18 protein-coding genes are annotated in these 21,000 nt (G+C 71.2%); 9 read left to right on the forward strand and 9 right to left on the reverse strand.

Annotated features, from left to right (window positions below; translation table 11 throughout):
• Positions 1 to 183: 183 nt before the first annotated feature.
• Positions 184 to 831: a TetR family transcriptional regulator gene (locus ACGFZA_RS00410; protein WP_326737996.1), complete on the reverse strand. Its 648-nt coding sequence runs from the start codon at positions 829 to 831 to the stop codon at positions 184 to 186.
• A 358-nt stretch (positions 832 to 1,189) separates the two neighbouring features.
• Here ACGFZA_RS00410 and ACGFZA_RS00415 point away from each other — a divergent pair, with 358 nt between their 5' ends.
• Positions 1,190 to 1,990: a VOC family protein gene (locus tag ACGFZA_RS00415; RefSeq protein ID WP_393676200.1), complete on the forward strand. Its 801-nt coding sequence runs from the start codon at positions 1,190 to 1,192 to the stop codon at positions 1,988 to 1,990.
• 179 nt (positions 1,991 to 2,169) lie between these two features.
• Positions 2,170 to 4,551, forward strand: a complete 2,382-nt coding sequence (locus tag ACGFZA_RS00420) for a PQQ-binding-like beta-propeller repeat protein (RefSeq protein ID WP_393677577.1) — start codon at positions 2,170 to 2,172, stop codon at positions 4,549 to 4,551.
• A gap of 348 nt (positions 4,552 to 4,899) precedes the next feature.
• On the opposite strand, the gene ACGFZA_RS00425 is transcribed toward ACGFZA_RS00420, so the two are convergent.
• Positions 4,900 to 5,583 carry a hypothetical protein gene (locus ACGFZA_RS00425; RefSeq protein ID WP_385275074.1) on the reverse strand — a complete coding sequence of 228 codons (684 nt, stop codon included), beginning with the start codon at positions 5,581 to 5,583 and terminating at the stop codon, positions 4,900 to 4,902.
• A gap of 247 nt (positions 5,584 to 5,830) precedes the next feature.
• On the opposite strand from ACGFZA_RS00425, the gene ACGFZA_RS00430 reads away from it, so the two are divergent.
• The gene (locus ACGFZA_RS00430; RefSeq protein WP_385275071.1) at positions 5,831 to 6,376 is read left to right on the forward strand and encodes a hypothetical protein; all 546 of its coding nucleotides are present in this window, start codon (positions 5,831 to 5,833) and stop codon (positions 6,374 to 6,376) included.
• Between the two features lie 27 nt (positions 6,377 to 6,403).
• On the opposite strand, the gene ACGFZA_RS00435 is transcribed toward ACGFZA_RS00430, so the two are convergent.
• The 3 genes from ACGFZA_RS00435 to ACGFZA_RS00445 are packed head-to-tail and all read right to left on the reverse strand — an operon-like array spanning position 6,404 to position 8,789.
• Positions 6,404 to 7,180 carry an enoyl-CoA hydratase/isomerase family protein gene (locus ACGFZA_RS00435; RefSeq protein WP_393676203.1) on the reverse strand — a complete coding sequence of 259 codons (777 nt, stop codon included), beginning with the start codon at positions 7,178 to 7,180 and terminating at the stop codon, positions 6,404 to 6,406.
• A gap of 6 nt (positions 7,181 to 7,186) precedes the next feature.
• On the reverse strand, positions 7,187 to 7,627 hold the full coding sequence (locus ACGFZA_RS00440) for a Zn-ribbon domain-containing OB-fold protein (protein ID WP_385275065.1): 441 nt from the start codon (positions 7,625 to 7,627) through the stop codon (positions 7,187 to 7,189).
• A gap of 13 nt (positions 7,628 to 7,640) precedes the next feature.
• The gene (locus ACGFZA_RS00445; protein WP_385275062.1) at positions 7,641 to 8,789 is read right to left on the reverse strand and encodes a lipid-transfer protein; all 1,149 of its coding nucleotides are present in this window, start codon (positions 8,787 to 8,789) and stop codon (positions 7,641 to 7,643) included.
• A gap of 115 nt (positions 8,790 to 8,904) precedes the next feature.
• On the opposite strand from ACGFZA_RS00445, the gene ACGFZA_RS00450 reads away from it, so the two are divergent.
• Positions 8,905 to 10,464 (forward strand): FadD3 family acyl-CoA ligase, encoded by a 1,560-nt coding sequence (locus tag ACGFZA_RS00450; protein ID WP_393676205.1) that lies wholly within the window; start codon positions 8,905 to 8,907, stop codon positions 10,462 to 10,464.
• Between the two features lie 225 nt (positions 10,465 to 10,689).
• Here ACGFZA_RS00450 and ACGFZA_RS00455 read toward each other — a convergent pair whose 3' ends face one another.
• Positions 10,690 to 10,881, reverse strand: a complete 192-nt coding sequence (locus ACGFZA_RS00455) for a hypothetical protein (protein ID WP_385275058.1) — start codon at positions 10,879 to 10,881, stop codon at positions 10,690 to 10,692.
• Positions 10,882 to 11,088: 207 nt separating this feature from the next.
• A complete protein-coding gene (locus ACGFZA_RS00460) occupies positions 11,089 to 14,055 on the reverse strand; it encodes a BTAD domain-containing putative transcriptional regulator (RefSeq protein ID WP_385275055.1) in 2,967 nt (988 codons plus the stop codon).
• Between the two features lie 233 nt (positions 14,056 to 14,288).
• Between ACGFZA_RS00460 and ACGFZA_RS00465 the strand changes: the two genes are divergently transcribed.
• A complete protein-coding gene (locus ACGFZA_RS00465) occupies positions 14,289 to 15,521 on the forward strand; it encodes an amidohydrolase family protein (protein WP_385275052.1) in 1,233 nt (410 codons plus the stop codon).
• 60 nt (positions 15,522 to 15,581) lie between these two features.
• Here ACGFZA_RS00465 and ACGFZA_RS00470 read toward each other — a convergent pair whose 3' ends face one another.
• Positions 15,582 to 16,409 carry a MerR family transcriptional regulator gene (locus tag ACGFZA_RS00470; protein ID WP_393676208.1) on the reverse strand — a complete coding sequence of 276 codons (828 nt, stop codon included), beginning with the start codon at positions 16,407 to 16,409 and terminating at the stop codon, positions 15,582 to 15,584.
• A gap of 113 nt (positions 16,410 to 16,522) precedes the next feature.
• On the opposite strand from ACGFZA_RS00470, the gene ACGFZA_RS00475 reads away from it, so the two are divergent.
• Positions 16,523 to 17,173, forward strand: coding sequence for an RNA polymerase sigma factor (locus ACGFZA_RS00475; protein WP_393676210.1), 651 nt, complete (start codon positions 16,523 to 16,525; stop codon positions 17,171 to 17,173).
• Positions 17,170 to 18,195, forward strand: a complete 1,026-nt coding sequence (locus ACGFZA_RS00480; protein WP_393676212.1) for a CU044_5270 family protein — start codon at positions 17,170 to 17,172, stop codon at positions 18,193 to 18,195. Before ACGFZA_RS00475 ends, ACGFZA_RS00480 begins: the two co-directional genes overlap by 4 nt.
• A gap of 106 nt (positions 18,196 to 18,301) precedes the next feature.
• On the opposite strand, the gene ACGFZA_RS00485 is transcribed toward ACGFZA_RS00480, so the two are convergent.
• Positions 18,302 to 18,505, reverse strand: coding sequence for a cold-shock protein (locus ACGFZA_RS00485; RefSeq protein ID WP_003967102.1), 204 nt, complete (start codon positions 18,503 to 18,505; stop codon positions 18,302 to 18,304).
• A gap of 375 nt (positions 18,506 to 18,880) precedes the next feature.
• On the opposite strand from ACGFZA_RS00485, the gene ACGFZA_RS00490 reads away from it, so the two are divergent.
• Both ACGFZA_RS00490 and ACGFZA_RS00495 read left to right on the forward strand, forming a co-directional pair.
• Positions 18,881 to 19,759: a menaquinone biosynthetic enzyme MqnA/MqnD family protein gene (locus ACGFZA_RS00490; RefSeq protein WP_385275040.1), complete on the forward strand. Its 879-nt coding sequence runs from the start codon at positions 18,881 to 18,883 to the stop codon at positions 19,757 to 19,759.
• 855 nt (positions 19,760 to 20,614) lie between these two features.
• On the forward strand, positions 20,615 to 20,899 hold the full coding sequence (locus ACGFZA_RS00495) for a WXG100 family type VII secretion target (protein ID WP_385275037.1): 285 nt from the start codon (positions 20,615 to 20,617) through the stop codon (positions 20,897 to 20,899).
• Positions 20,900 to 21,000 lie beyond the last annotated feature (101 nt).

The raw sequence follows: 21,000 nt of genomic DNA on the forward strand, positions 1-21,000 counted from the left end.
GGCCCTGTGTGACGGTCGGGCGCGACGGCCCCGCGTGAGGGTCGTGCGTGACATGGCGGGCCGGTCGTCCGCCGTCCGGGTACACCGACGGCGGACCACATGCGTGGTCCGCCGTCGGTGAGACAGGACCTGGGGCGCCCGGGATCACCGCGCGTCACCCAGTACGGGGTTCCGGCGCGGGCGCTACTTCGTCGGCTTCTTGCCGGTGATGCCCAGATGCACCAACAGCGCGAGGTTCGGCCTGAGTTCGGCCTGCTTCACGCCCCAGGTGGTGAAACCCTTCTGGTGCGAGGCGACGGCGGCCAGCATCGCGACCAGGGAGCCCGCCATGGCCGCGGGGCTGACGTCCTTGTCGACCTTGCCCTTGGCCTGGAGCTCCTTCACCGAATCCGTAAGGGAGTTGGTGACGGAATTCAGGATCTTCATGCGGATCTTGTAGAACCGCTTGTCGCCCTCGGCCGCGCCGAGGTCGACCACGCGCAGGATGGCGTCGTTGCGCCGCCAGAAGTCGAGGAATCCCTCGACGAGTTCTTCGGCGGTCTGCCATCCGGCCTTGCCGACCCAGGAGCGTCCGGCGACCAGTTCGGTCAGTCCGGCACCCTCCTTGGCCATTTCCTCGGCGATTTCGAGAACGGCGCCCTCGACGTCGGGGAAGTACTGGTAGAAGGTTGCGGGTGAAGTCCCCGCCTTCCGGGCGACGTCGATGACTTTGACGTCCCGGTACGGCGAGGAGCTGAGCATCTCGCTGAGGCAGTCGAGCAGCTTCTGCCGCGTCGCCTGTCCGCGTCGACCGGCCACGCGGCCGTCGACGGTGCGTACTTGTCCTGTCATGCCGTCAGCTTACCGACGGGTGATCGGAGCGCGATTCGGCCGACTGCAAATGGGGAGTGCGGCAGGCGCGGTGGGGGGAGTGGGGGGATTTCGGGGGGTGTGCCCCAGGGGTCGCCTCCCGGTTCCCCACAGCTTGATTAATGTTATCAACAGCCTGTGGACAACTTCGGTGGATAACTTTCCGTGACAGTCTCGTCCGGGGCGTGTGTATCGAAAATATGTTCGCTTCGGAGAGGCTGGAGCGCGAGCGGGCCGGGGCGCGGCTACGTTGGGTGTGACGAGCGTCACCGTGGATGGGCGTCATCAGGGACGAGCGTCATCACGGGTGAGCGTCTTCACGACGGAAGGATCCGGGCCCATGGCCGCATTCGCGCAGTCCGCGCCGTGCTGGGTGGATGTGCAGCTCTCCGATCTGGAAGCGGGCAAGCGCTTCTACGGTGAGCTCTTCGGCTGGACCTTCCGGGCGGGCGACGGCCCCGTCGCCGACGCCCTCAGCGACGGAAAGCTCGTCGCCGCCCTCGCCGCCAAGCAGGACGGCCGGATGCCGACCGCCTGGGGCGTCTACTTCGCCACCGAGGACATCACCGCCTCCGTCGCCCGGATCCGCGCGTCCGGCGGTCAGGTGATCACCGACCCCGTCCGGGCCGGCCGGGCCGGGGTGCTCGCCCAGGCCGTCGACCCCGGAGGCGCGGTGTTCGGCCTCTGGCAGGCCGGTGAGCGCCAGGGCTTCCAGAAGCAGAACGAGCCCGGCTCCTTCTGCTGGACCGAGGTCTACACCCGGCAGAAGGGCAAGGTCGACGCCTTCTACGAGGAGGTCTTCGGCTTCCGGTCCACGGACCTCGACGAGCCGGGCGCAGGCGATCCGGGCACCGCGGAGTCCGGCGTCGACTTCCGGATGTGGTCTCCGGCCGGCACCGAGCCGGGCCCGGACACCGCGGTCGGCGGGCGCAGCGTCATTACGGACGCGTTTCCCGCCGAGATGCCCAGCTACTTCCTCAGTTACTTCACCGTGGCGGACTGCGACGCCTCGACCGAGACCGTGAAGCGGCTCGGCGGCCGGGTCTCCGAGCCGCCCTTCGACATCCCCTACGGGCGGATGTCGGTCCTCCAGGACGACCAGGGCGCCGTGTTCGCCGTACTTCAGCCGCCGGTGTCCTGATACGGCCCGGAGTGGCACAGGACACCCCGATCCGCCCCCGGGTTCGCAACCCGGGGCTCGGCCAGGAAGAATCGGGGTGCGCACCGCCGGGTGGTGCCCGGTGATGAGACGCTGCACACGGCGGGTTTTTCGCGGACTTCTCCTCACGGAGGTCCGTACGGGGAGGTGGCAGGCAAGTGGTGGAGCAGCTGACGCAGCACGACCCGAGGCGGATCGGCCCGTTCGAGGTGCTGGGACGGCTCGGGGCCGGCGGCATGGGGCTGGTCTATCTCGCCCGTTCGGCGTCCGGCCGGCGGGTGGCGATCAAGACGGTCCGTACGGAACTGGCCGAGGACCAGCTGTTCCGGGTCCGCTTCACGCGTGAGGTGGAGGCCGCCCGCGCCGTCAGCGGCTTCTACACGGCCGCCGTGGTCGACGCCGATCCTCGGGCCGCCGTGCCCTGGCTGGCCACCGCCTACGTGCCCGCGCCCTCCCTCGAAGAGATAGTGAACGAGTGCGGGCCGATGCCCACCCAGGCCGTGCGCTGGCTGGCGGCGGGCATCGCGGAGGCCCTGCAGTCCATCCACGGGGCGAAGCTCGTGCACCGCGACATGAAGCCGTCGAACGTGCTCGTCGTCGAGGACGGCCCCCGGGTGATCGACTTCGGGATCGCGTCCGGTGTCTCCAACACCCGGCTCACCATGACGAACGTCGCCGTGGGCACGCCCGCCTACATGTCGCCCGAGCAGGCACGGGACTCGCGCAGCGTCACCGGCGCCAGCGACATCTTCTCGCTCGGTTCGACGCTCGTCTTCGCCGCGACCGGGCACGCCCCGTTCCACGGGGCCAACCCGGTCGAGACGGTCTTCATGCTGCTGCGCGAAGGCCCCGACGTCAGCGGGCTGCCGGACGATCTGCGGCCCCTGATCGAGTCATGCATGCAGATGGACGCGTCGCTGCGGCCCACGCCCGCCGAGCTGCAGGCCCAGCTCTCCCCGCACCTCTTCGCCTCCGGCAGCGACGACAGCGGCACGGCGTCGGCCTGGCTGCCGGCGCCCGCCACCGAGATGATCGAACAGCGCCGCGGCGGTGGACGCGCGGTCGCCGTCGCGCCGCCCGTTCCGCCCGCGCCCGTGGCGCCGCCCGCGCGGCCGCCGGCCGCCGACTGGGACAACGCCTGGCGCGGTGGCCCCGAAGGCCGCCCGTCGGCCGCCCCTCCGGCGCAGGCACCCGACACGGGCGGTCCGGTGCGACTGTCCGGTGTGCACGTGCCGATCGGTCCGGGCCCGCGCGCCCAGGAGGTACGCGCCTCGGTGTCCGGCGCGGAGGCCGGTCCGGCGACCGGCTGGGTGCGCCCGCCCGCCGGGGTGAACGGGGCGGTCACCGCCCCGACCGCCCCCGTGCCCGCCCCGGCGCACGCGCCCGACGGCGCACCGGCCGGACCGGGCCGCTGGCGGCCCTGGCGGTTCCGGATGTCGAACGACGTGTGGGGGACCCCCGTCGTCGTCGGCGACCTGCTGTACGTCACCTCCTTCGAGGTGCACGCGCTGGACACCGGCAACGGGCGACGCCAGTTCAAGACCCGTGACGTGGCCTGGGCGATGGCCGTGGACGGCGGCAGCATCCTCGCCTCGGACGGGCCCTCGCTCTACGCCCTGGACGCGACGAGCGGCAGCGAGCGGTGGCGCCTGCAGACCGATGCGTGGGTGTACTCCCTGAAGGCCGAGCGCGGCACGGTCGTCACCGGCACCCGGGGCGGCGGCGTCCAGGCGTGGGAGGCGTCCACGGGCGAGAAGCTCTGGGAGACGACCGGCGCGCAGACGGACTTCGAGACGGCGGAGGCGGGACCGGCCCTCCACGACGGCACGGTCTACCTCTGGCAGGACGCCCGGCTGCGGGCCGTCGACGCGCGTACGGGCACGGAGCGCTGGTCCTACCCGGTCGGCGACGCGGCCTCCTGCGGCGGGGTGCCGGTCCGGGTGACCCCGGCGCCGGACGGCTACGTGTACGTCTCCGCGGGGACGCGGGTCCTCGCCGTGGACATCGGCACCGGCCATGTGCGCTGGCACTTCGAGTCCCCGGCGGTCTTCCTCTCGCCGCCCGCCTTCGCTCCCGGCCCGGCCGTCACCGGGGGCGGGGTGTACCTCGCGGACTACCTGGGCACGGTGTACGCCCTGGACGCGTCGACCGGCAAGGACCGCTGGCGTATCGCCACGGAGTCCCGCCAGTCGATCGAACCGGTGCTGGTGGTGGCCGGCAACGTGCACGTCGGCAGCGGCAACGCGCTGTACACGCTGGACGCGGTCACGGGCACCCCGAAGTGGCGGTTCGCCGCGGGCGGCGAGGTCGTGGGCGCCCCGGTCGTCGCCGACGGCCGCGTCCACTTCGGCTCGGCCGACCACGTCCTGTACACGCTCGACGCGGTGGGCGGCCAGCTCCGCTGGAAGCTCGCCACGGGCGGCGAGATCACGGGCTCGCCGGTGGCGCAGGGCGGCGTGGTCTACGCCTGCAGCAAGGACCGCTGCGTGTACGCGCTGGACGCGCTGAAGGGCACGGGCACGGGCAACAGGGCCCGCGCGTAGGCCTCCCCGGCCGGGGGCGCCCGGTGGCCGCTTCGTCCTCAAACGCCGGACGGGCTTGAAGGGGTGGCGGCCTCGTCCTCGGTCGCCGGACGAGCCCGGTCGGCGGTCCCTGCGCTTCGGGGTTCGGCCGTGCCACTCCAGCCTGTCCGGCGTCTGAGGACGGAACCGGTGAGGTGGTGGGCGGGGCACGAGCGAGGATCCGGGGGCGCCCGGTGGCCGCTTCGTCCTCAAACGCCGGACGGGCTTGAAGGGGTGGGGGCCTCGTCCTCGGTCGCCGGGCGGCTTGAAGTGTGCCGGCCGCCTCGTCCCCACGTAGCCGGACGGGTTCGACGCGGCTGCGCTCACCGGTTACCGGGGCGGCGGGTGGTCCGGCGGGTCCTGGACCGGGTACGTCGCGGTCGGCTCCGTGTCGGGGTCACGCGGCGGCCCGGACGGCGGGCCCGGGGGCGGCCCGGACGGCGGCCCCGACGAACCCGACGGCGGTCCCACGTACGGGTCCGCCTCCGGCTCCGGCCACGGACTCGTCTGCACCGAAGGCCCCGGCTCCCGCGTGGGCGGCCACGTGTCCGGATCCGCCGAGCCCGGCGCCGCGTACGGCTGCTCGCGCCGGGGACGCCGCCGCCCCCGCCCCGACATCAGCGCCGCGCCCAGCAGAAGCAGCACACCGCCGCCCGCCGCGCTCGCCACCCCTTGTTGCAGTCCGGAACCGTCGCCCGCGACCGTCAGGCTTCCCTCCGCCTGCCCCTGGCGCACCATCCACAGCACCGTGAACCCCAGCACCAGCACGCCCGCGAGGGCGACCATCGGCCGGAAGCGGAGCACCACGCCCACGACGGCCAGGACCGCGGCGAAGAGGAAGGGCAGCAGGATCGATCCGAGGACGCCGGGGTGGGCCGCGGTGACGCCGGTGAACAGGTCGTCGACTCCGTAGTACCGCCCGAGGCGGCCGTCGTACCAGTCACGGAAGGGGCTCAGCACGGCGGCCGCCGCTCCTAGGAGAGCGACGAACGAGCCGAGGACGTTGCGGATCATGTCCGGTACCTCCCGCGGGGCGTGAGAGGCGCCGCCGGGCGGCAACGCGGATCCTCACCGCTCTCGACTCGACGCTACGCCGGGGCCAAGGCCCTCGCCACCAGACGATGATGACGAGACCGTGACAGGGCCATGACCGGACTGCCGGGCCGGGCCCGTCACGCTGTGCGCTACGGTGTCGCGCGGCCGACCGGCAGCCCGGCCGGCCCGCAGCACGCAAGAGGGACAACACAAGGGGGACGTACCGATGGTGCGGCAACACGTGAAGCTCACAGTGGTCCTGGTGGCAGTGGTACTCGCGCTCACCGGATTCAGCAGCGGCAGCAAGGGCGGCAAGAGCCGGAGCGGCAAGAGCAAGTCGAGCAGCAGCAGCGGCGGCGGGTGCTCCAACTCCAAGAAGAGCAACGGCACCTACCACGACACCGACTACGACGACGATGACGACTACAGCTCGTCGAGCAGTTCCTCCGGCTCCACGTACAGCACTCCGACCCCCACCGCCACGGCGACGGACGCCCCGCAGGCGTACGTCTTCCGCTGCGCGACCCCCCGCAAGGGCAAGTTCAAGGCCGTCACCACCTCCATCGTGCGCATCACGGCGAACGCGACGGGAACCCACACCTACGAGATAGACGTGAAACTCCTCGACGCGGTCGGCGGCACCGTCGACACGGGTGAGGCGACCGTGGAGGCGGACGGCGGCGAGACGAAGAACGTCTCCGTCCGGATGGACCACCCGAGCAGGATCTCCCGGGTGAAGAAGTGCTCGGTCACCGCCGAGCTCGACTACTGAGGGCCCGTCCGCAGAGGGCCCGTCCGCTCACCGCAGCCGGAAACCGCCGCCCCCGCCCCGCCCCCCGAACAGCTCCGCCTGCTGCTCCGGCGCCAGGTTCCCGAGCGCGATCAGGTGCGGGGCATGGGCGAAGGCCTGTGCCCGGGCCGCCTCCTTCGCGGACCAGAGCGCCCGTACCGTCCCCTGGACCCCACCGGACGGGTACGAGGCGACGACCGCCGCGGCCCGCAGCGCCGCCGGCACGGCCTCGCCGGGCGGAGTCACCTCGCTGACCAGCCCGGTCTCGTACGCACGACGGGCCGTGACCCGTTCAGCCGTCCCCATCAGGGACATCCGGGCCACCTCGCCGAACGGCATCCGCTGCGCCATGGCGATCGCCTCGTACGCGCTGACCATGCCGTACGTGGTGTGCGGATCGAAGAACGTCGCCTCCTCGGACGCGATGACGAACTCCGCCTCGCCCAGCAGATAGAACGCCCCGCCGCAGGCCATCCCCTCCACGGCCGCGATCACCGGCTTCCACAGGTCGTTGGCCTTCGGCCCGATCGCGAGCAGCGGATCGTCGATCGTGTACGGGGACGAGGGCTGCGGGACGTCCACGCCCCGGTCGATCCCGGTGCAGAACGCGCGCCCGCCGGCCCCCGTGATCACGACGGCCCGCACCTCGTCGTCGAACCGGAACGCCCGCCAGGCGGCGGTGAGTTCGGCGGCCGTCGCGAGGTCGATGGCATTGTGCTTCTCCGGCCGGTCCAGGGTGAGCAGCGCCACCCCGGTCTCCTTGTCCGTCTCCGTGCGCAGCGCCATCCCCGCTCACCGCTCCAGCAGCCAGCGGACCAGGGTCGCGTCGGGGGAGGCGGGGCAGAAGACCGCCTTCACCGCCGCCCCGATCCGCAGCCGTGCCGGATCGACGGAGTTCAGGGGGGCGTCGGGGCCGCTGACCACGTTTCCGACCAGCCGGATCTCCGGGGCGTCGGCCAGCTCGACGATCACGGCGTTGTACGGGGCCTGGGCGGCGTACGCGGGCAGCAGCGGCGGATGCGGCAGCACGTACGACCAGATGCGGCCGCGGCCGTTCATCACCCGCCACTCGCTCTCGAACGACTGGCAGTGCGGGCAGCACGGCCGGGGCGGGAAGCGGAGCCGTCCGCAGTCCGGGGCGGCGCACGCCTGGACGCGCAGTTCGCCCCGGGCCGCGTACTCCCAGAAGGGGGCGCCGTCCTCGTCGGCGACGGGCAGCAGCAGTCCGTCCATCTCGGTCAGCTCCTCAGTTCCTCAGCAGTACGGCGGACGTGGGGACGCCCTCCCCGGCAGTGACCAGGCAGGTCGAGGCGTCGGGGACCTGGGCGGTGGAGATGCCGCGCAGCTGCTTCACGCCCTCGTTGATGAGGTTGAAGCCGTGTACGTAGCCCTCGCTGAGCCCGCCGCCACCGGTGTTGATCGGCAGCCGCCCGCCGCTCTCCAGCGCCCCGCCCTCGGTGAACGCGGCACCCTCGCCGCGCCCGCAGAATCCGTATCCCTCCAGGGAGAGCGGGATGAGCGGGGTGAACGCGTCGTAGATCTGCGCGACATCGACGTCACCGGGCCCGAAGTCCGCCTGTTTCCACAGCTGTCGGGCCGCCGTCCAGGCGGGGCCGGTGAGCGGGTCGTCGTTCCAGTAGTTGACCATCCCGTGGTGCTGTGCGGGCAGTCCCTGGGCGACGGAGTGGAGGTAGACGGGCTTCTGCCGGCAGTCGCGGGCCCGTTCGGCGGAGACGATGACGCAGGCCAGCGCCCCGTCCGTCTCCAGGCAGTTGTCGAAGAGGCAGAGCGGTTCGCTGATCCAGCGCGAGGTCATATACATGTCGCGGGTCAGCGGGCGTTCGTACATCACCGCGGCGGGGTTCTGGTTGGCCCGGTTGCGGCAGGCGAGGGCGACGTTGAAGAGGTGGTCGCGGGTCGCCCCGTACTCGTGCATGTACCGCCGGGCGAGCATGCCGATCTCGTCGGCGGGCCGCAGCAGTCCGTACGGACGGGTCCACTGGGCGGGCGTGGGCAGCTGCACGGCGGTGTTCTTCCAGGGCCGCGGCCCCGATCCCCGCTTCCGCGACCGCCAGGCGACCCCCACGCTCGCCTGTCCCGTGGCGATGGCAGCCGCCAGATGCGCGAGGGTCGCGCAGGAACCGCCACCTCCGTACCCCACCTTGCTGAAGAAGGTGACGTCACCGGCCCCGATCGCCTTGGCGACCTCGACCTCGTCGGTCTCCTCCATCGTGTACGAGGCGAACGCGTCCACCTCCGACGCGGCGATGCCCGCGTCGTCGAGCGCCGCGGTGATCGCCCGGCACGCCAGGGTCTTCTCGGACTCGGGCAGGTGTTTCGCGAACTCCGTCTGCCCGATACCGGCTATCGCTGCCTTGTCCTTGAGCGTCGCCACCCGCCACCTCCGAGGCCGTCATGACTGCTGACAGCGGAGGAGGCTACAGCTAATCTGACGGATAGTCAGCTATGAGGCGGCTACTGCGGTTTCCGGTTCGACGGGAGGGCACGAGATGCGCGGCGACGAGGAATGGTCCACCGTCCCGAACCTGGTACGGGCGGCGGCGGAACGGTACGGGGAGCGGGAGGCGGTGGTCGAGGGCCGCACCAGGATCACGTACACGGAACTCGGCGAACGCGTGGAGCGGGCCGCCGCCGCGTGCATGGCCTCGGGCGTGGAGCCGGGGGACCGGGTCGCGGTCTGGGCGCCCAACACCCTGGACTGGATCGTCTCCGCACTGGGAGCGGTGACGGCCGGCGCGGTCCTCGTCCCGCTCAACACCCGCTTCAAGGGCACGGAGGCGGCCTACGTCCTGGAACAGAGCCGCGCGAAGCTGCTCTTCGTCACGGGCACCTTCCTCGGCACGTCGTACGTGGCGTCCCTGCGGCGCTCCGAGGTCGAACTCCCGCACCTGGAGAAGGTGGTGGTGCTCGCCGACTCGGCGCCCGACGACTACGTGACCTGGAAGGACTTCCTGGCCGCCGGAGAGCGGATATCCGCCGCGCAGGTACGGACACGGGCCGACGCCGTCGTCCCCTGTGCCCCCTCCGACATCATCTACACCTCGGGCACCACGGGCCGCCCCAAGGGTGCGGTCATCAGCCACACCCAGACCCTGCGCTGCTACGCGATCTGGAGCGAGCTGGCCGGTCTGCGCGAGGGCGACCGCTATCTGATCGTGAACCCGTTCTTCCACACCTTCGGCTACAAGGCGGGCATCATCGCGTGCCTGATGCGCGGCGCGACGATGATCCCGCAGCCGGTCTTCAACGTGGACACGGTCCTGGCGAACATCGCCGCCGAACGCATCTCGGTCCTGCCCGGCCCGCCCACGCTCCACCAGTCCCTCCTGGACCACCCGGCCCGCGCGTCCCACGACCTCTCGGCGCTCCGCCTGGTCGTGACGGGAGCCGCCGTGGTCCCGCTCCAACTGGTCGAACGGCTCCGCACGGAGCTGAACATCGCCACGGTCCTGACCGCCTACGGCCTCTCCGAGGCGAGCGGCATCGTCACGATGTGCCGCCGCGGTGACCCGTCGGAGGTGATCGCCTCCACCTCGGGCCGGGCGATCCCCGGTACGGAACTCCGCGTCCTGGCCGCCCCCGGCACGCCGGGCGAGATCATGGTCCGCGGCTTCCACGTGATGAGCGGCTACTTCGAGGACCCGGAGACCACGGCCGCCGCGATCACCTCGGACGGCTGGCTGCACACCGGTGACGTGGGGGTCCTGGACGCGGACGGCAACCTCCGCATCACGGACCGGATCAAGGACATGTTCATCGTCGGCGGCTTCAACGCCTATCCCGCGGAGATCGAACAGCTCCTGGGCCTGCACCCCGACGTCGCCGACGTCGCGGTGATCGGCGTCCCCGACCCCCGACTGGGCGAGGTCGGCAAGGCGTACGCGGTGCGCCGGCCGGGCGCGACGGTGACGGCGGACGACCTGATCGCCTGGTCGCGGCGGGAGATGGCGAACTACAAGGTGCCGAGGGCGGTGGAGTTCGTCAGCGAGCTCCCGCGCAACGCGAGCGGCAAGGTGGTGAAGGGGGAACTGCGGGGGCGGAGCGTGTAGCGGGTGCGGGGGCCCGAGCCGGGTGGCTCGGGGCGTTCCGGCTCCTGGACGCGGAGGGAGCTTCCGGACGGGAAGTGGCGCCGCCGGCAGGGGGCGCACCCGTGAGGTCCGGGCGGGAAGCCGAACAACGGTGGCGCGACCACCTGCATCAGGTCGCGGACATGCCGCGGCCGCGACGGCTCCCCCTCCGCGCCGCCGCGGCCGTTCCCCGTGGGACTGCAGCTCTTAGCTGGCCGGCTCGCTCGTGGCGTGAGTGTCCTGCGGCTTTATGTCGCCGCCGGTGGCATGGGTGTCCGAGAGCTTCAGGTCGCCACCCGTGGCGTGCGTGTCCTGCGTCGTCACGACCTCGGTCTCCGCGCCGGTGGCGTGGGTGTCCTGCGGCTTGACGATCGGGTCGGTCTTCTTCTTTTCACCCATGAGGTCATCTCCGTTGTGGCTGACATGCTGCGTCTGAGGAGCCCGTCCGGCTGTTCCCCCGTGGACCGCCGGACGGGCTCTGTGCGGGCCGTTCACCCTAGTGGTTCGGCCGCTCGTCGCCCCGTCTGCCCCCCGACACGACGGATCGACAGACACGAGCTTGCCGGTCGGAGATAAACGAACGATGAACGCTCCGCCGGCCGTTCGTCATGCCGGTGCGGAGGAGACACGGGCGAGAAGGTCGCGAATCCCGGTCGCCTCGTCGGAACCGAGGCTGTCATAGATCGCGAGGGCTTCACGCCAGCACACCGCGGCCCGCCCCGACTGGCCGACTCTGTCGAGGGCGTATCCGAGGACGGTGAGTACGTTGCCCCGACGCCATTCCCCGCCAATGCCGCGCAGGACGGTCAGCGCCATCTCCGCCCCGGAGGCGGCCTGCGCGGGGTTGTCACCCGCCAGGTCCGCCTCTGCGAGGCGGAACAGGGTCATTCCCTCCCACAGCCGCTGGCGGCTGTCTCGGAAGACCCTCAGCGCCTCCAGGAAACTGCTGGTCGCTTCGGTGAGTTCCCCGCTTCGCGTCAGCGCGATCCCGAGCGCGTAGCGCGCGTTGGCGCCCCGCAGCGAGTGGCCCATGCTGTCGTAGATGCTGATTCCCTTGCGGGCCAGCGCGACGGCACTCGTGGTCCGGCCCATGGCGAGGTGGACCCGGGAGAGGTTGCACAGCGCGGACGCTTCCCCCGGAAGGTTGTCACCGGCGCGGAAGTCCTCGATCGCTCGTGTCAGGTACTTCTCCCCGGCCTCGTGCCGGCTCTGGTAGATGGCGATCACACCACGGTGGTTCAGCGCCCAGCAACTGGGCAGCGGGTCGTCCTCGTCGTCGGACAACTCCACCACCTGGTGGGCCTCTTGATCGGCCAGGGCGAACCGGCCGGCGACCAGGTGGGCGTTGCTCAGGGCAACCAGGGCGCGTCGCTCGGCCCTGGGGTTGCCGCACGCGCGCGCGGCCTCCAGCATGAAGGAGGCGGTGGTCTCGTACTGCTTGGAGTTCGCACCGGATTCGGCGAGATCCAGTGCGGCCCACAGGAGGTCGACCGCCCGGAGGAGGGCCTCAGGTCTCGTGGACTGGCTCACGCAGGCCAGCACCGCTCCGGCCTCCGAGTAGAGCCAGTCCTGGGCATCGTGCCGGTCGGTGAAGGACAGACCGGCGCGCTCCGTCGCCTCCAGGTGATCCACCAGCCGGTCCCCCGGCCGCTCCAGCGCGTACACCCCCGCCGCCGTGGCCAGGTAGAAGTCCAGCAGCCGCGACAGGGCCGACTCCCGCTCCTGCGGTGACTTCTCGTCCCGTTCCGCGCACGACCGCGCGTAGAGGCGCACCAGGTCGTGATACCGGTAGCGCCCCGGGGCCGCCGACTCCAGGAGGGACGTGTCGACCAGGGCCTCCAGGAGGTCCTCCGCCGCGTGCGCCTCCAGGTTCAGCAGGGCCGCCGCGGCCGCCAGGGAGATGTCCGGGCCGTCCGCGAGGCCCAGCAGGCGGAAGGCGCGGGCCTGGGCCGGTTCCAGCTGGCCGTAGCCGAGTTCGAAGGTGGCCTTCACCGCGAGGTCGCCCGCCTGGAGCTCGTCCAGCCGGCGGCGCTCGTCCGCGAGCTTCGCGGCCAGGACCGAGACCGTCCAGGTGCGCCGGGCCGCCAGCCGGGAGGCGGCGATACGGATGGCCAGGGGCAGGAAACCGCAGGCGGCGACCACGTCGAGGGCGGCCTCGCGCTCGGAGTTGATGCGCTCCTCACCCACGATCCGGGTGAAGAGCTGGAGCGCCTCCTCGGGCGACATCACGTCCAGGTCGACCAGGTGCGCGCCCGCCAGGTCGACCATCCGGACCCGGCTGGTGACCAGGGCCGCGCAGCCCGCCGTGCCGGGCAGCAGGGGGCGGATCTGGGCGGCGTCGTGGGCGTTGTCCAGGAGGATCAGGATGCGGCGGCCGTCGAGCGTGGAGCGGTAGAGCGCGGCGCGCTCGTCCAGCGAGTCGGGGATCGCCGAGTCCGCCGTGCCCAGCGCCCGCAGGAACGCGCCGAGGACCGTCTCCGGCTCGGCGACACGGGCGCCCGCGCCCTGGAGGTCGACGTACAGCTGGCCGTCCGGGAAGTGCCGGCGGGCCTGGTGGGCCACGTGCACGGCGAGGGTCGTCTTGCCGACGCCGCCGATGCCGGCGAGTGCGGAGACGGCCATGACGGACCCCTCCGCGGTGGCCAGGCGGTCGCCCAGCTCGCGGACGAACGAGGCGCGGCCCGTGAAGTCCGGCACCGTGGCCGGGAGTTGCGCCGGGCGGACCGGCGCGGCGACCGGTACGGGTTCGTCGGCCGGGCGGGCCAGGTCCTCGTCCGCCTGGAGGATCCGCTGCTGGAGCGCGGCGAGTTCGGGGCGCGGGTCGACGCCCAGCTCCTCGGCGAGCAGCCGCCGGGTGTCGGCGTAGACGGCGAGCGCCTCCGCCTGGCGGCCGCTGCGGTACAGGGCCACCATCAGCAGTTCGCGCAGCCGTTCGCGCAGGGGATGCGCGGCGGTGAGCGCGGTCAGTTCGGAGACCGCCTCCGCGTGGCAGCCGACCTCCAGGTCCAGATCGAGACGGGTCTCGGTGAGCTGGAGGTGCCACTCCTCCAGGCGGGTGCGCTGGTACTCCGCGTACGGTCCGGGCACGGAGGCGAGGGCCTCGCCGTCCCAGAGGGAGAGGGCTTCGTTCAGCAGGGTCCGGGCCCGCCCGCGGTCGCCCGACGCCCGGGCCTTCTCCGCGTCGGCCGCCCGCTCCTGCGCCACGGTGAGATCGAGCGCCTGGGACCCTATCCGCATCGCGTACCCGCCGGAGTCGCTCGCCAGGGTGAGCGGGCCGAGGGTCTTGCGGAGCCGGGAGGCGTAGGTGCGTACGGCGGCCAGGGCCTGGGAGGGCGGGTCCTCGCCCCAGATCGCGTCGATGAGCTCGGCAGCCGTGGCGGTGCGCCCGCCCCTGAGCAGCAGAGCCGTCAGCAGGGCGCGCTGCTGCGGTGATCCGGACGGCAGCGTCTCGTCGCCCCGCCGGGCCCGTACCGGACCGAGCAGGGAGAAGTACAGCCCCGTTTCTCCCGCCGGCCGCTGCTCCGGGGCGCGTTGCTCCGGAACGCGTACCCGTGGCCCGTCGTCACGGCCCATTGCCGCCTCCTGTCCTGCTCTGTGCGCTGCCCGGCACGTTCGCACATGTCCGGATTCCTAGGGGGCTATCCGGATTGCTCCATACCGTTGGTATCGCCGTCAACAGTCTGCCTTGTGAAAGGGGGGCGCGTCAGCACTGGGTGACTCTCTGCACAAGCCCTCGACAACGATTATGGAACGAGGCCCCGTCCGGATAGCTGACGGTTCGTCAGATCAACGCTACCGTGGTACGCATGGAGACCTTCCCGAAGATCATCTCGGTGGACGACCACACGGTGGAGCCCGCTCATGTCTGGCGGGACCGGCTCCCGTCCAAGTACGCGGACTCAGGGCCGCGGATCGTCCGGGCGCCGCTCAAGGAAATGACGTTCATGGGCGGCAAGTTCGCGCCTGTGATGGGTGCGAAGGGGGATGACGGGCCGATCGGCGACTGGTGGGTGTACGAGGATCTGCACCGCCCGCTCACCCGGCTCGACACCGCCGTCGGCTACGACCGGGACGAGATCAAGCTCGAAGTCATCACCTACGAGCAGATGCGTCCCGGTTCGTTCTCGGTGCCCGAGCGCCTCGCCGACATGGACGTCAACCACGTCCAGTCCGCCCTCTGCTTCCCCACCTTCCCCCGCTTCTGCGGTCAGACCTTCACCGAGGCGAAGGACCGCGAACTCGGACTGCTGGGGGTGCGTGCGTACAACGACTGGATGGTCGAGGAATGGTGCGGGCCCGACGCGCACGGCCGGCTCATCCCGCTCACCCTGGTCCCGCTCTGGGACGCGCGACTGGCCGCCGACGAGGTCCGGCGCAATGCCGCGCGCGGGGTGCGCGCCGTGGCGTTCTCCGAAATACCTCCCCATCTCGGACTGCCGTCCATTCATACGGACGAGTGGGATCCGTTCCTCCGGGCCTGCGACGAGACGGGGACGGTGATCGCCATGCACATCGGCTCGTCCTCGAAGATGCCGTCCACCTCGGCCGACGCCCCTCCGGCCGTCGGCTCCACCATCACCTTCGCCAACTGCTGCTTCTCGATGGTCGACTGGCTGATGAGCGGCAAGTTCGAACGCTTCCCGAACCTGCGGATCATGTACGCGGAGGGCCAGATCGGCTGGATCCCGTACATCCTGGAACGCGCCGACGTGGTCTGGGAGGAGAACCGCGCCTGGGGCGGGGTGGCCGACAAGGTCCACCGGCCGCCGTCGGAGCTGTTCACCGAGCACGTCTACGGCTGCTTCTTCGACGACGCCTTCGGGCTGAAGAACCTGGACTCGATCGGGGTGGGGAACGTCCTGTACGAGACGGACTACCCGCACTCCGACTCCACCTGGCCCAAGTCCCGCGAGGTCGGTGAGGCGCAGATGGGGCACCTGGACGCCGATGTCGTGGACCGCATCGTGCGCCGCAACGCGATCGACCTGCTCGGGCTGACCGCGGACGGGCTGTGGGCGGGACCCGGTACGGGGGTGTGAACGGGGGAGGGGCCGGGGGCGGTTCCGCACACGGATCGCCCCCGGCCCCCTCCCCGGACGTCAGGACCGGGCCACCGGCTCCTGGAGCTCCGTCACCCACTTGTCCTCGTCCGCGGGGCACTCCAGATTGATCTCGCGCGCGTACCCGGTCGAGCGGTAGCCGCCCGACTCGATCCCCCGGGCCAGGTCCTGCGCCGTCGGCAGGATCCCGGCCATCGGGCCCCGGTGGACGATGGTCGCCGCCTCGAACGGCGGCAGCTCGACCACCGTGACCCCGGTGTCACCCAGGGGCCCCACCGGGGCCGAGACCGTCACCCCGGCGTGGACGACGATCGCGCCGCCCCCTTCCGGGGCGTCCTCGTAACGGGCGATCCCGGGGCCCGTCGGGGCGACCCCGGCCTCGCCCAGCAGCGGGAACAGCCGCTCGTACAGCGGGCGGATCACCGGAGTGATGTCCTCCGGCTCGTAGCTGCCGGCCACGCCGGTCAGTTCCGCGACCCGTACCGCCGGAACGTTCTTGATCACGACATCTTCCACGGACATGTGTCCCTCGCTCTCGATCGACCGGAGCCTCGCCTCGACCTGGGCCAGCCGGGCGGCCGCCGCCGCCATCGCCGCCTCCAGCTCCGCGCGCCGCAGCCGCAGCATCCCGCGCAGCTCCTCGGGACCCACCTCCTCGTCGAGGACGGCCCGCACCTGCTGGAGCGTGAAGCCGAGGTCCTTGAGGGCGATGATCCGGTTGAGCCGGGCGAGCTGGGCGGCCCCGTAGTAGCGGTAGCCGGTGGCCGGGTCGGTACGGTCGGGATGCAGCAGCCCCACGGCGTCGTAGTGACGCAGCATCCGGGCCGACACCCGTCCGTACCGGGCGAAGTCTCCGATGGTGAACATGATGTCTCCCAGTGCAAGGCCTCACACGGCGTCAAGGTCAAGCATCGCAGGGACCGGACTCGGGTGTGATCCAGGTCACGGGAACGCCCGGTCCGCTGCGGACAGGACCTGATGTGGAACATTCCCTGAGAGCCCGGATACGGGCAGGTGACCCGGACGCGTTCGGCGGCCTCTTCGACGACTACGCCCAGACGGTCTTCCGGTACGCGGTCCGCTCGACCGGCGACTGGGCGGGCGCGGAGGACGTCGTGTCGCTCGCCTTCCTGGAGGCGTGGCGGCTGCGCGGGACCGTGCGGGAGTCGGACGAGGAGCTGAAGCCCTGGCTGCTCGGCATCGCGACCAACGTCCTGCGCAACACCCGCCGTGCCGCCCGGAGACACGACGCGGCACTGACCCGGATGCCCGCCAGGCCCGCCGTGCCGGACTTCGCCGACGAGCTGGTGGGCCGCATCCACGACGCGGAACAGCTCGCTGCCGCGCAGGCCGCGCTGGGGCGGCTGAGGCCGAAGGAGCGGGAGGTCTTCCTGCTCTGCGTCTGGGACGGCCTGGACTACCGGGACGCCGCACGGGCGCTCGGCGTCCCGGTCGGCACCGTCCGCTCGCGGCTCTCCCGGGCCCGCAAACGGCTGAGGGACCTCACCGAGGACGAAATCAAGAAGATAGAAAAAACCGCCGCAAACATGGAACTACCCGGATCAGCCGGACAGTACCGGAGTGACCGCGCCACTGCGGTCCGGTCGAACGAGAGGGAGGGAAACCGATGAGTGCCGACGCGAAGAAGGTTGCGAGGGAACTGCGGGCGCAACTGCCCGAGCCGCACGGACCGGTCCTGCCGGACGACCGCCAACGGCTGCTCAGGGAGCACGTGATGAACGAGATTCACCAGGTCCGCGCGGCGGAGTCGCCGAAGTCCGTGCGGCCGCGCCGCATCCGCGCCCGGTACGCCGTGCCCGTCGGCATGGTCGCCGCCGGAGCGCTGGCCTTCACCTTCCTGGCCGGTCCCGGGCAGGGCGGCGGTGACACCGGGTACCACTTCAGCGCGGCCCCCGTGGTCAAGGTCGAGGTCGCCTCGGCGGACGGCGTCGGGGCGCTGATGGAGAACGCCGCCCGGCACGCCGAGGCGGGCCCCGCGACCCGTGTCGGCAAGAACCAGTTCGTCTACGTGCGCTCGCACTACTCCAACATGCAGGCCGAGGCGGGCAACCCCCTCAAGCTGAAGACGTACTACCGCGAGTCGTGGACGTCCCAGGACCCGGCGAAGGTCCGGAGCCGGCTCAAGCAGCCGGGCGACGACATCATCTGGTCGGCTCCGCGCGACGGCGACGAGGGATACCTGCGGGACCAGCGGAACCAGACCTACGCCGCGCTCCAGGCGCTGCCCACCGACCCCGACGCCCTGCTGAAGAAGCTCCGTGCGGACGCCGCGTACTCCGGCACGTCCGACCAGTGGCTCTTCGAGTACGTGGGCGGCCTGATCCGGGAGAACATCCTGCCGCCGGAGACGGGCGCCGCGATCTACCGTGCCGCCGCCAGGATCCCCGGCGTCGTCGTGGTGGAGAACGCGCAGGACGGCGACGGCCGTCCCGGTGTGGCGCTGGCCCGCACGGACGAGCGGACGCACGAGCGCAGGGAGCTGGTCTTCGACGCCAACAGCTACGACTGCCTGGGGCTGCGCGCCTACCTGGTCCAGGACACCGAGCTGGGCAGGAAGGGCACCGTCACCGAGCTCCAGGCCGTGCTCGACCGCGGCGTCGTGGACAGCCGCGACGAGACGCCCGGTACGTAGCGGAGCGCCCGCCCGACACAGGCAGGAGCCCCGCTCCTCCGCCGAGGCGGAGGAGCGGGGCTCCTTGGGTACTGCGTTACCGGCCGCGATCGGCCGACCCGGGCAACTAGGCCGGGGTGACGTTCTCAGCCTGCGGACCCTTGGGTCCCTGAGTGACGTCGAAGTTCACGACCTGGTTCTCCTCGAGGGAGCGGAACCCGGACGCGTTGATCGCGGAATAGTGGACGAAGACATCCGGGCCGCCGCCGTCCTGGGCGATGAAGCCGAAGCCCTTTTCAGCGTTGAACCACTTGACGGTTCCGGTAGCCATAAGCCCTCCTTGGGCCAAAGGGTTGCCCTGCTCCAGAACCTGCAAAGAAGTCTGAAAACTACAAAAGCCTGCGGGTTACATGCTCCGCAGGCTCTGTACTGCAAGGGAAACCAAACTGCAACTTGGCGTTGAGCCTAGCACGCAGCATGTGCGGAAGGGTAGAGGGAAAGATCACTTCACCCGGATGTTTGATTGCCGTGCGGATGAGCGCCCCGAGAGGGCCTTCCGAGTGGCTTCCGGATGGCTTCCGGGCGGCTTCCGGGTGCTTCCCGGGAGCCCTTCGGTATCCATTCCGCTGCCCCCGGAAGAGGGGGCGCCGCGACGCCGCGTCCCCCCGGTGAGGCCGTCGGCGGGTCACGGGTCTAGCCTCGCGATGTGGACAATTCAACCGTCTCAACCGTCGCAGGCGACGACCGTCGCAGCCGGCCGCGCGTCGGCCACATCCAGTTCCTGAACTGCCTTCCCCTCTACTGGGGGCTCGCACGGACCGGAACCCTGCTCGACCTGGAGCTCTCGAAGGACACCCCGGAGAAGCTCAGCGAGCAGCTGGTCAGGGGCGATCTGGACATCGGCCCCATCACTCTCGTGGAGTTCCTGCGCAACGCCGACGACCTGGTCGCCTTCCCCGACATCGCGGTCGGCTGCGACGGGCCCGTCATGTCGTGCGTGATCGTGTCGCAGCGCCCCCTGGAGGACCTCGACCGGGCCCGGGTGGCGCTCGGCTCGACCTCCCGCACCTCCGTACGGCTGGCGCAGCTGCTGCTCGCCGAGCGGTTCGGCGTCACGCCCGACTACTACACCTGCCCGCCCGACCTCGGCCTGATGATGCAGGAGGCGGATGCCGCCGTCCTCATCGGTGACGCCGCGCTGCGGGCCAACCTGCACGACGCCCCCCGGCTCGGGCTCCAGGTCCACGACCTGGGCGCCATGTGGAAGGAGTGGACGGGGCTGCCCTTCGTCTTCGCCGTCTGGGCCGCGCGCAAGGACTACCTCGCGGCCGAACCCACTGCCGTGGAGAAGGTGCACGAGGCGTTCCTGGCCTCGCGGGACGTGTCCCTGGAGGAGGTCACCAAGGTCGCGGAGCAGGCCGCGCGGTGGGAGGCCTTCGACGCGGAGGTCCTGGAGCGCTACTTCACGACGCTGGACTTCCGCTTCGGGCCCGCGCAGCTGGCGGGCGTCAAGGAGTTCGCGCGCCGGACCGGTCCGACGACGGGCTTCCCGGCCGATGTGAACGTCGAGCTTCTCGGTAGCTGAGGTACGGCACGGGCCGGCGGCTGACGTACGACGCCCGCCGGCTCGCACCCACGGGCCGGCGGGCGCGCGGCACGGGCGGTGCGGCGCTCGCTCCGGAAGGCCCGGCTCGGGACGTCCGGGCCGGACGCGTACGGGAGGCGGGCCCGATCGACCGGATCGGGACCGCCCCCCGGGCTCGGCTGCTCCGCGGTGCTGTTCCCGGGGAGAGAAAGCGCGGAATTGGCTCGTCGCCGTGCCCGGACCTGAAACCGCGGGTTCACCGCCGGGCGGCAGGCATTCTCGATTGCCCCGGAATGTCACTTCCTTCGCAATGGCGCCTGTCGTCCGGAATGGGAACCGGTATCGGGAGGAACGCGCGGCTTTCCTTCCGCTTTTTCTCCGCGGTCGCGAGCCGAAGCCCTCCCGGAGTTCCTGACCCGAGTTCGCGGCCCGTGCGCGTACCCATTCGGCTATCCGCCGGTCCGCCGAATGCGGCAGGGCGCGCAAGGGGTCCGAATGGCGCGGCCGGCAGCGGCGGGCCGAAAAGGGCGCCTCTCGCTCCAAACCGGCCCCTTGGTGGCAAAACCGGATGGCCGGACGGCCCGGACCGCATCGACGCGAGGGCCGACGCGAGGACCGGTGCCGGGATCGGCGCAGGGCTTCTCCCGCCGACGTCCGGCACGGTCTTCTACGGCGGACAGCGCCGCCCATTCGATGGGGACCCCCGGCCGGAAGGGGCATTTCGGGTGGCTCCGGGCGCGGTCTGCCGCTCGGCTCCTCCGACTGTCCGATCTTCTTCCGGGTGTTGCGTGTGATGCGGTAGCGTCCCCTGGAACAGCTGAAGTTGTTTGCGAATGCGACACGGGGAGGTCTCACATGGCTGGTGGACCCGGCGGTATCGACCGCGGTGCAAGTCTCACAGAGCTCAAGGCTCTGTACGAAGCGTTTCAGAAGAAGGAGGGCGAGGTCCGCGACCTCATCACCCTCCTGGACGGCAAGTCCAAGAACAGTCACGACTACTGGAAGGGCCCTGGCGCCGACCGGTTCCGTGACGACTGGACCGGCTTCAAGCCGCACATGGAAAAGCTCGCCAACTCCCTTGGCGACGCCCACAAGTCTGCAAAGAGCAGTCACGACCGGATCGACGAGGCAACCAGGTAGCAGCCTCCGGACGGTGTGATGCCGGGGCGGCCCGATCGGGCCGCCCCGGCATCTTGCTGTCGTGGACGGGAAGATGCCGGGGCTGCCTTCCTCGCCGCGCG

Source organism: Streptomyces sp. NPDC048211, assembly GCF_043202315.1.
Taxonomy (GTDB): Bacteria; Actinomycetota; Actinomycetes; order Streptomycetales; family Streptomycetaceae; genus Streptomyces.

Bases quoted from the DNA above. Each gene is read 5' to 3' on its own strand.
- ACGFZA_RS00410 (WP_326737996.1), bottom strand. From the start codon at position 831: ATGACAGGACAAGTACGCACCGTCGACGGCCGCGTGGCCGGTCGACGC.
- ACGFZA_RS00415 (WP_393676200.1), top strand. From the start codon at position 1,190: ATGGCCGCATTCGCGCAGTCCGCGCCGTGCTGGGTGGATGTGCAGCTC.
- ACGFZA_RS00425 (WP_385275074.1), bottom strand. From the start codon at position 5,583: ATGATCCGCAACGTCCTCGGCTCGTTCGTCGCTCTCCTAGGAGCGGCG.
- ACGFZA_RS00430 (WP_385275071.1), top strand. From the start codon at position 5,831: ATGGTGCGGCAACACGTGAAGCTCACAGTGGTCCTGGTGGCAGTGGTA.
- ACGFZA_RS00435 (WP_393676203.1), bottom strand. From the start codon at position 7,180: ATGGCGCTGCGCACGGAGACGGACAAGGAGACCGGGGTGGCGCTGCTC.
- ACGFZA_RS00440 (WP_385275065.1), bottom strand. From the start codon at position 7,627: ATGGACGGACTGCTGCTGCCCGTCGCCGACGAGGACGGCGCCCCCTTC.
- ACGFZA_RS00450 (WP_393676205.1), top strand. From the start codon at position 8,905: ATGCGCGGCGACGAGGAATGGTCCACCGTCCCGAACCTGGTACGGGCG.
- ACGFZA_RS00455 (WP_385275058.1), bottom strand. From the start codon at position 10,881: ATGGGTGAAAAGAAGAAGACCGACCCGATCGTCAAGCCGCAGGACACC.
- ACGFZA_RS00460 (WP_385275055.1), bottom strand. From the start codon at position 14,055: ATGGGCCGTGACGACGGGCCACGGGTACGCGTTCCGGAGCAACGCGCC.
- ACGFZA_RS00465 (WP_385275052.1), top strand. From the start codon at position 14,289: ATGGAGACCTTCCCGAAGATCATCTCGGTGGACGACCACACGGTGGAG.
- ACGFZA_RS00470 (WP_393676208.1), bottom strand. From the start codon at position 16,409: ATGTTCACCATCGGAGACTTCGCCCGGTACGGACGGGTGTCGGCCCGG.
- ACGFZA_RS00480 (WP_393676212.1), top strand. From the start codon at position 17,170: ATGAGTGCCGACGCGAAGAAGGTTGCGAGGGAACTGCGGGCGCAACTG.
- ACGFZA_RS00485 (WP_003967102.1), bottom strand. From the start codon at position 18,505: ATGGCTACCGGAACCGTCAAGTGGTTCAACGCTGAAAAGGGCTTCGGC.
- ACGFZA_RS00495 (WP_385275037.1), top strand. From the start codon at position 20,615: ATGGCTGGTGGACCCGGCGGTATCGACCGCGGTGCAAGTCTCACAGAG.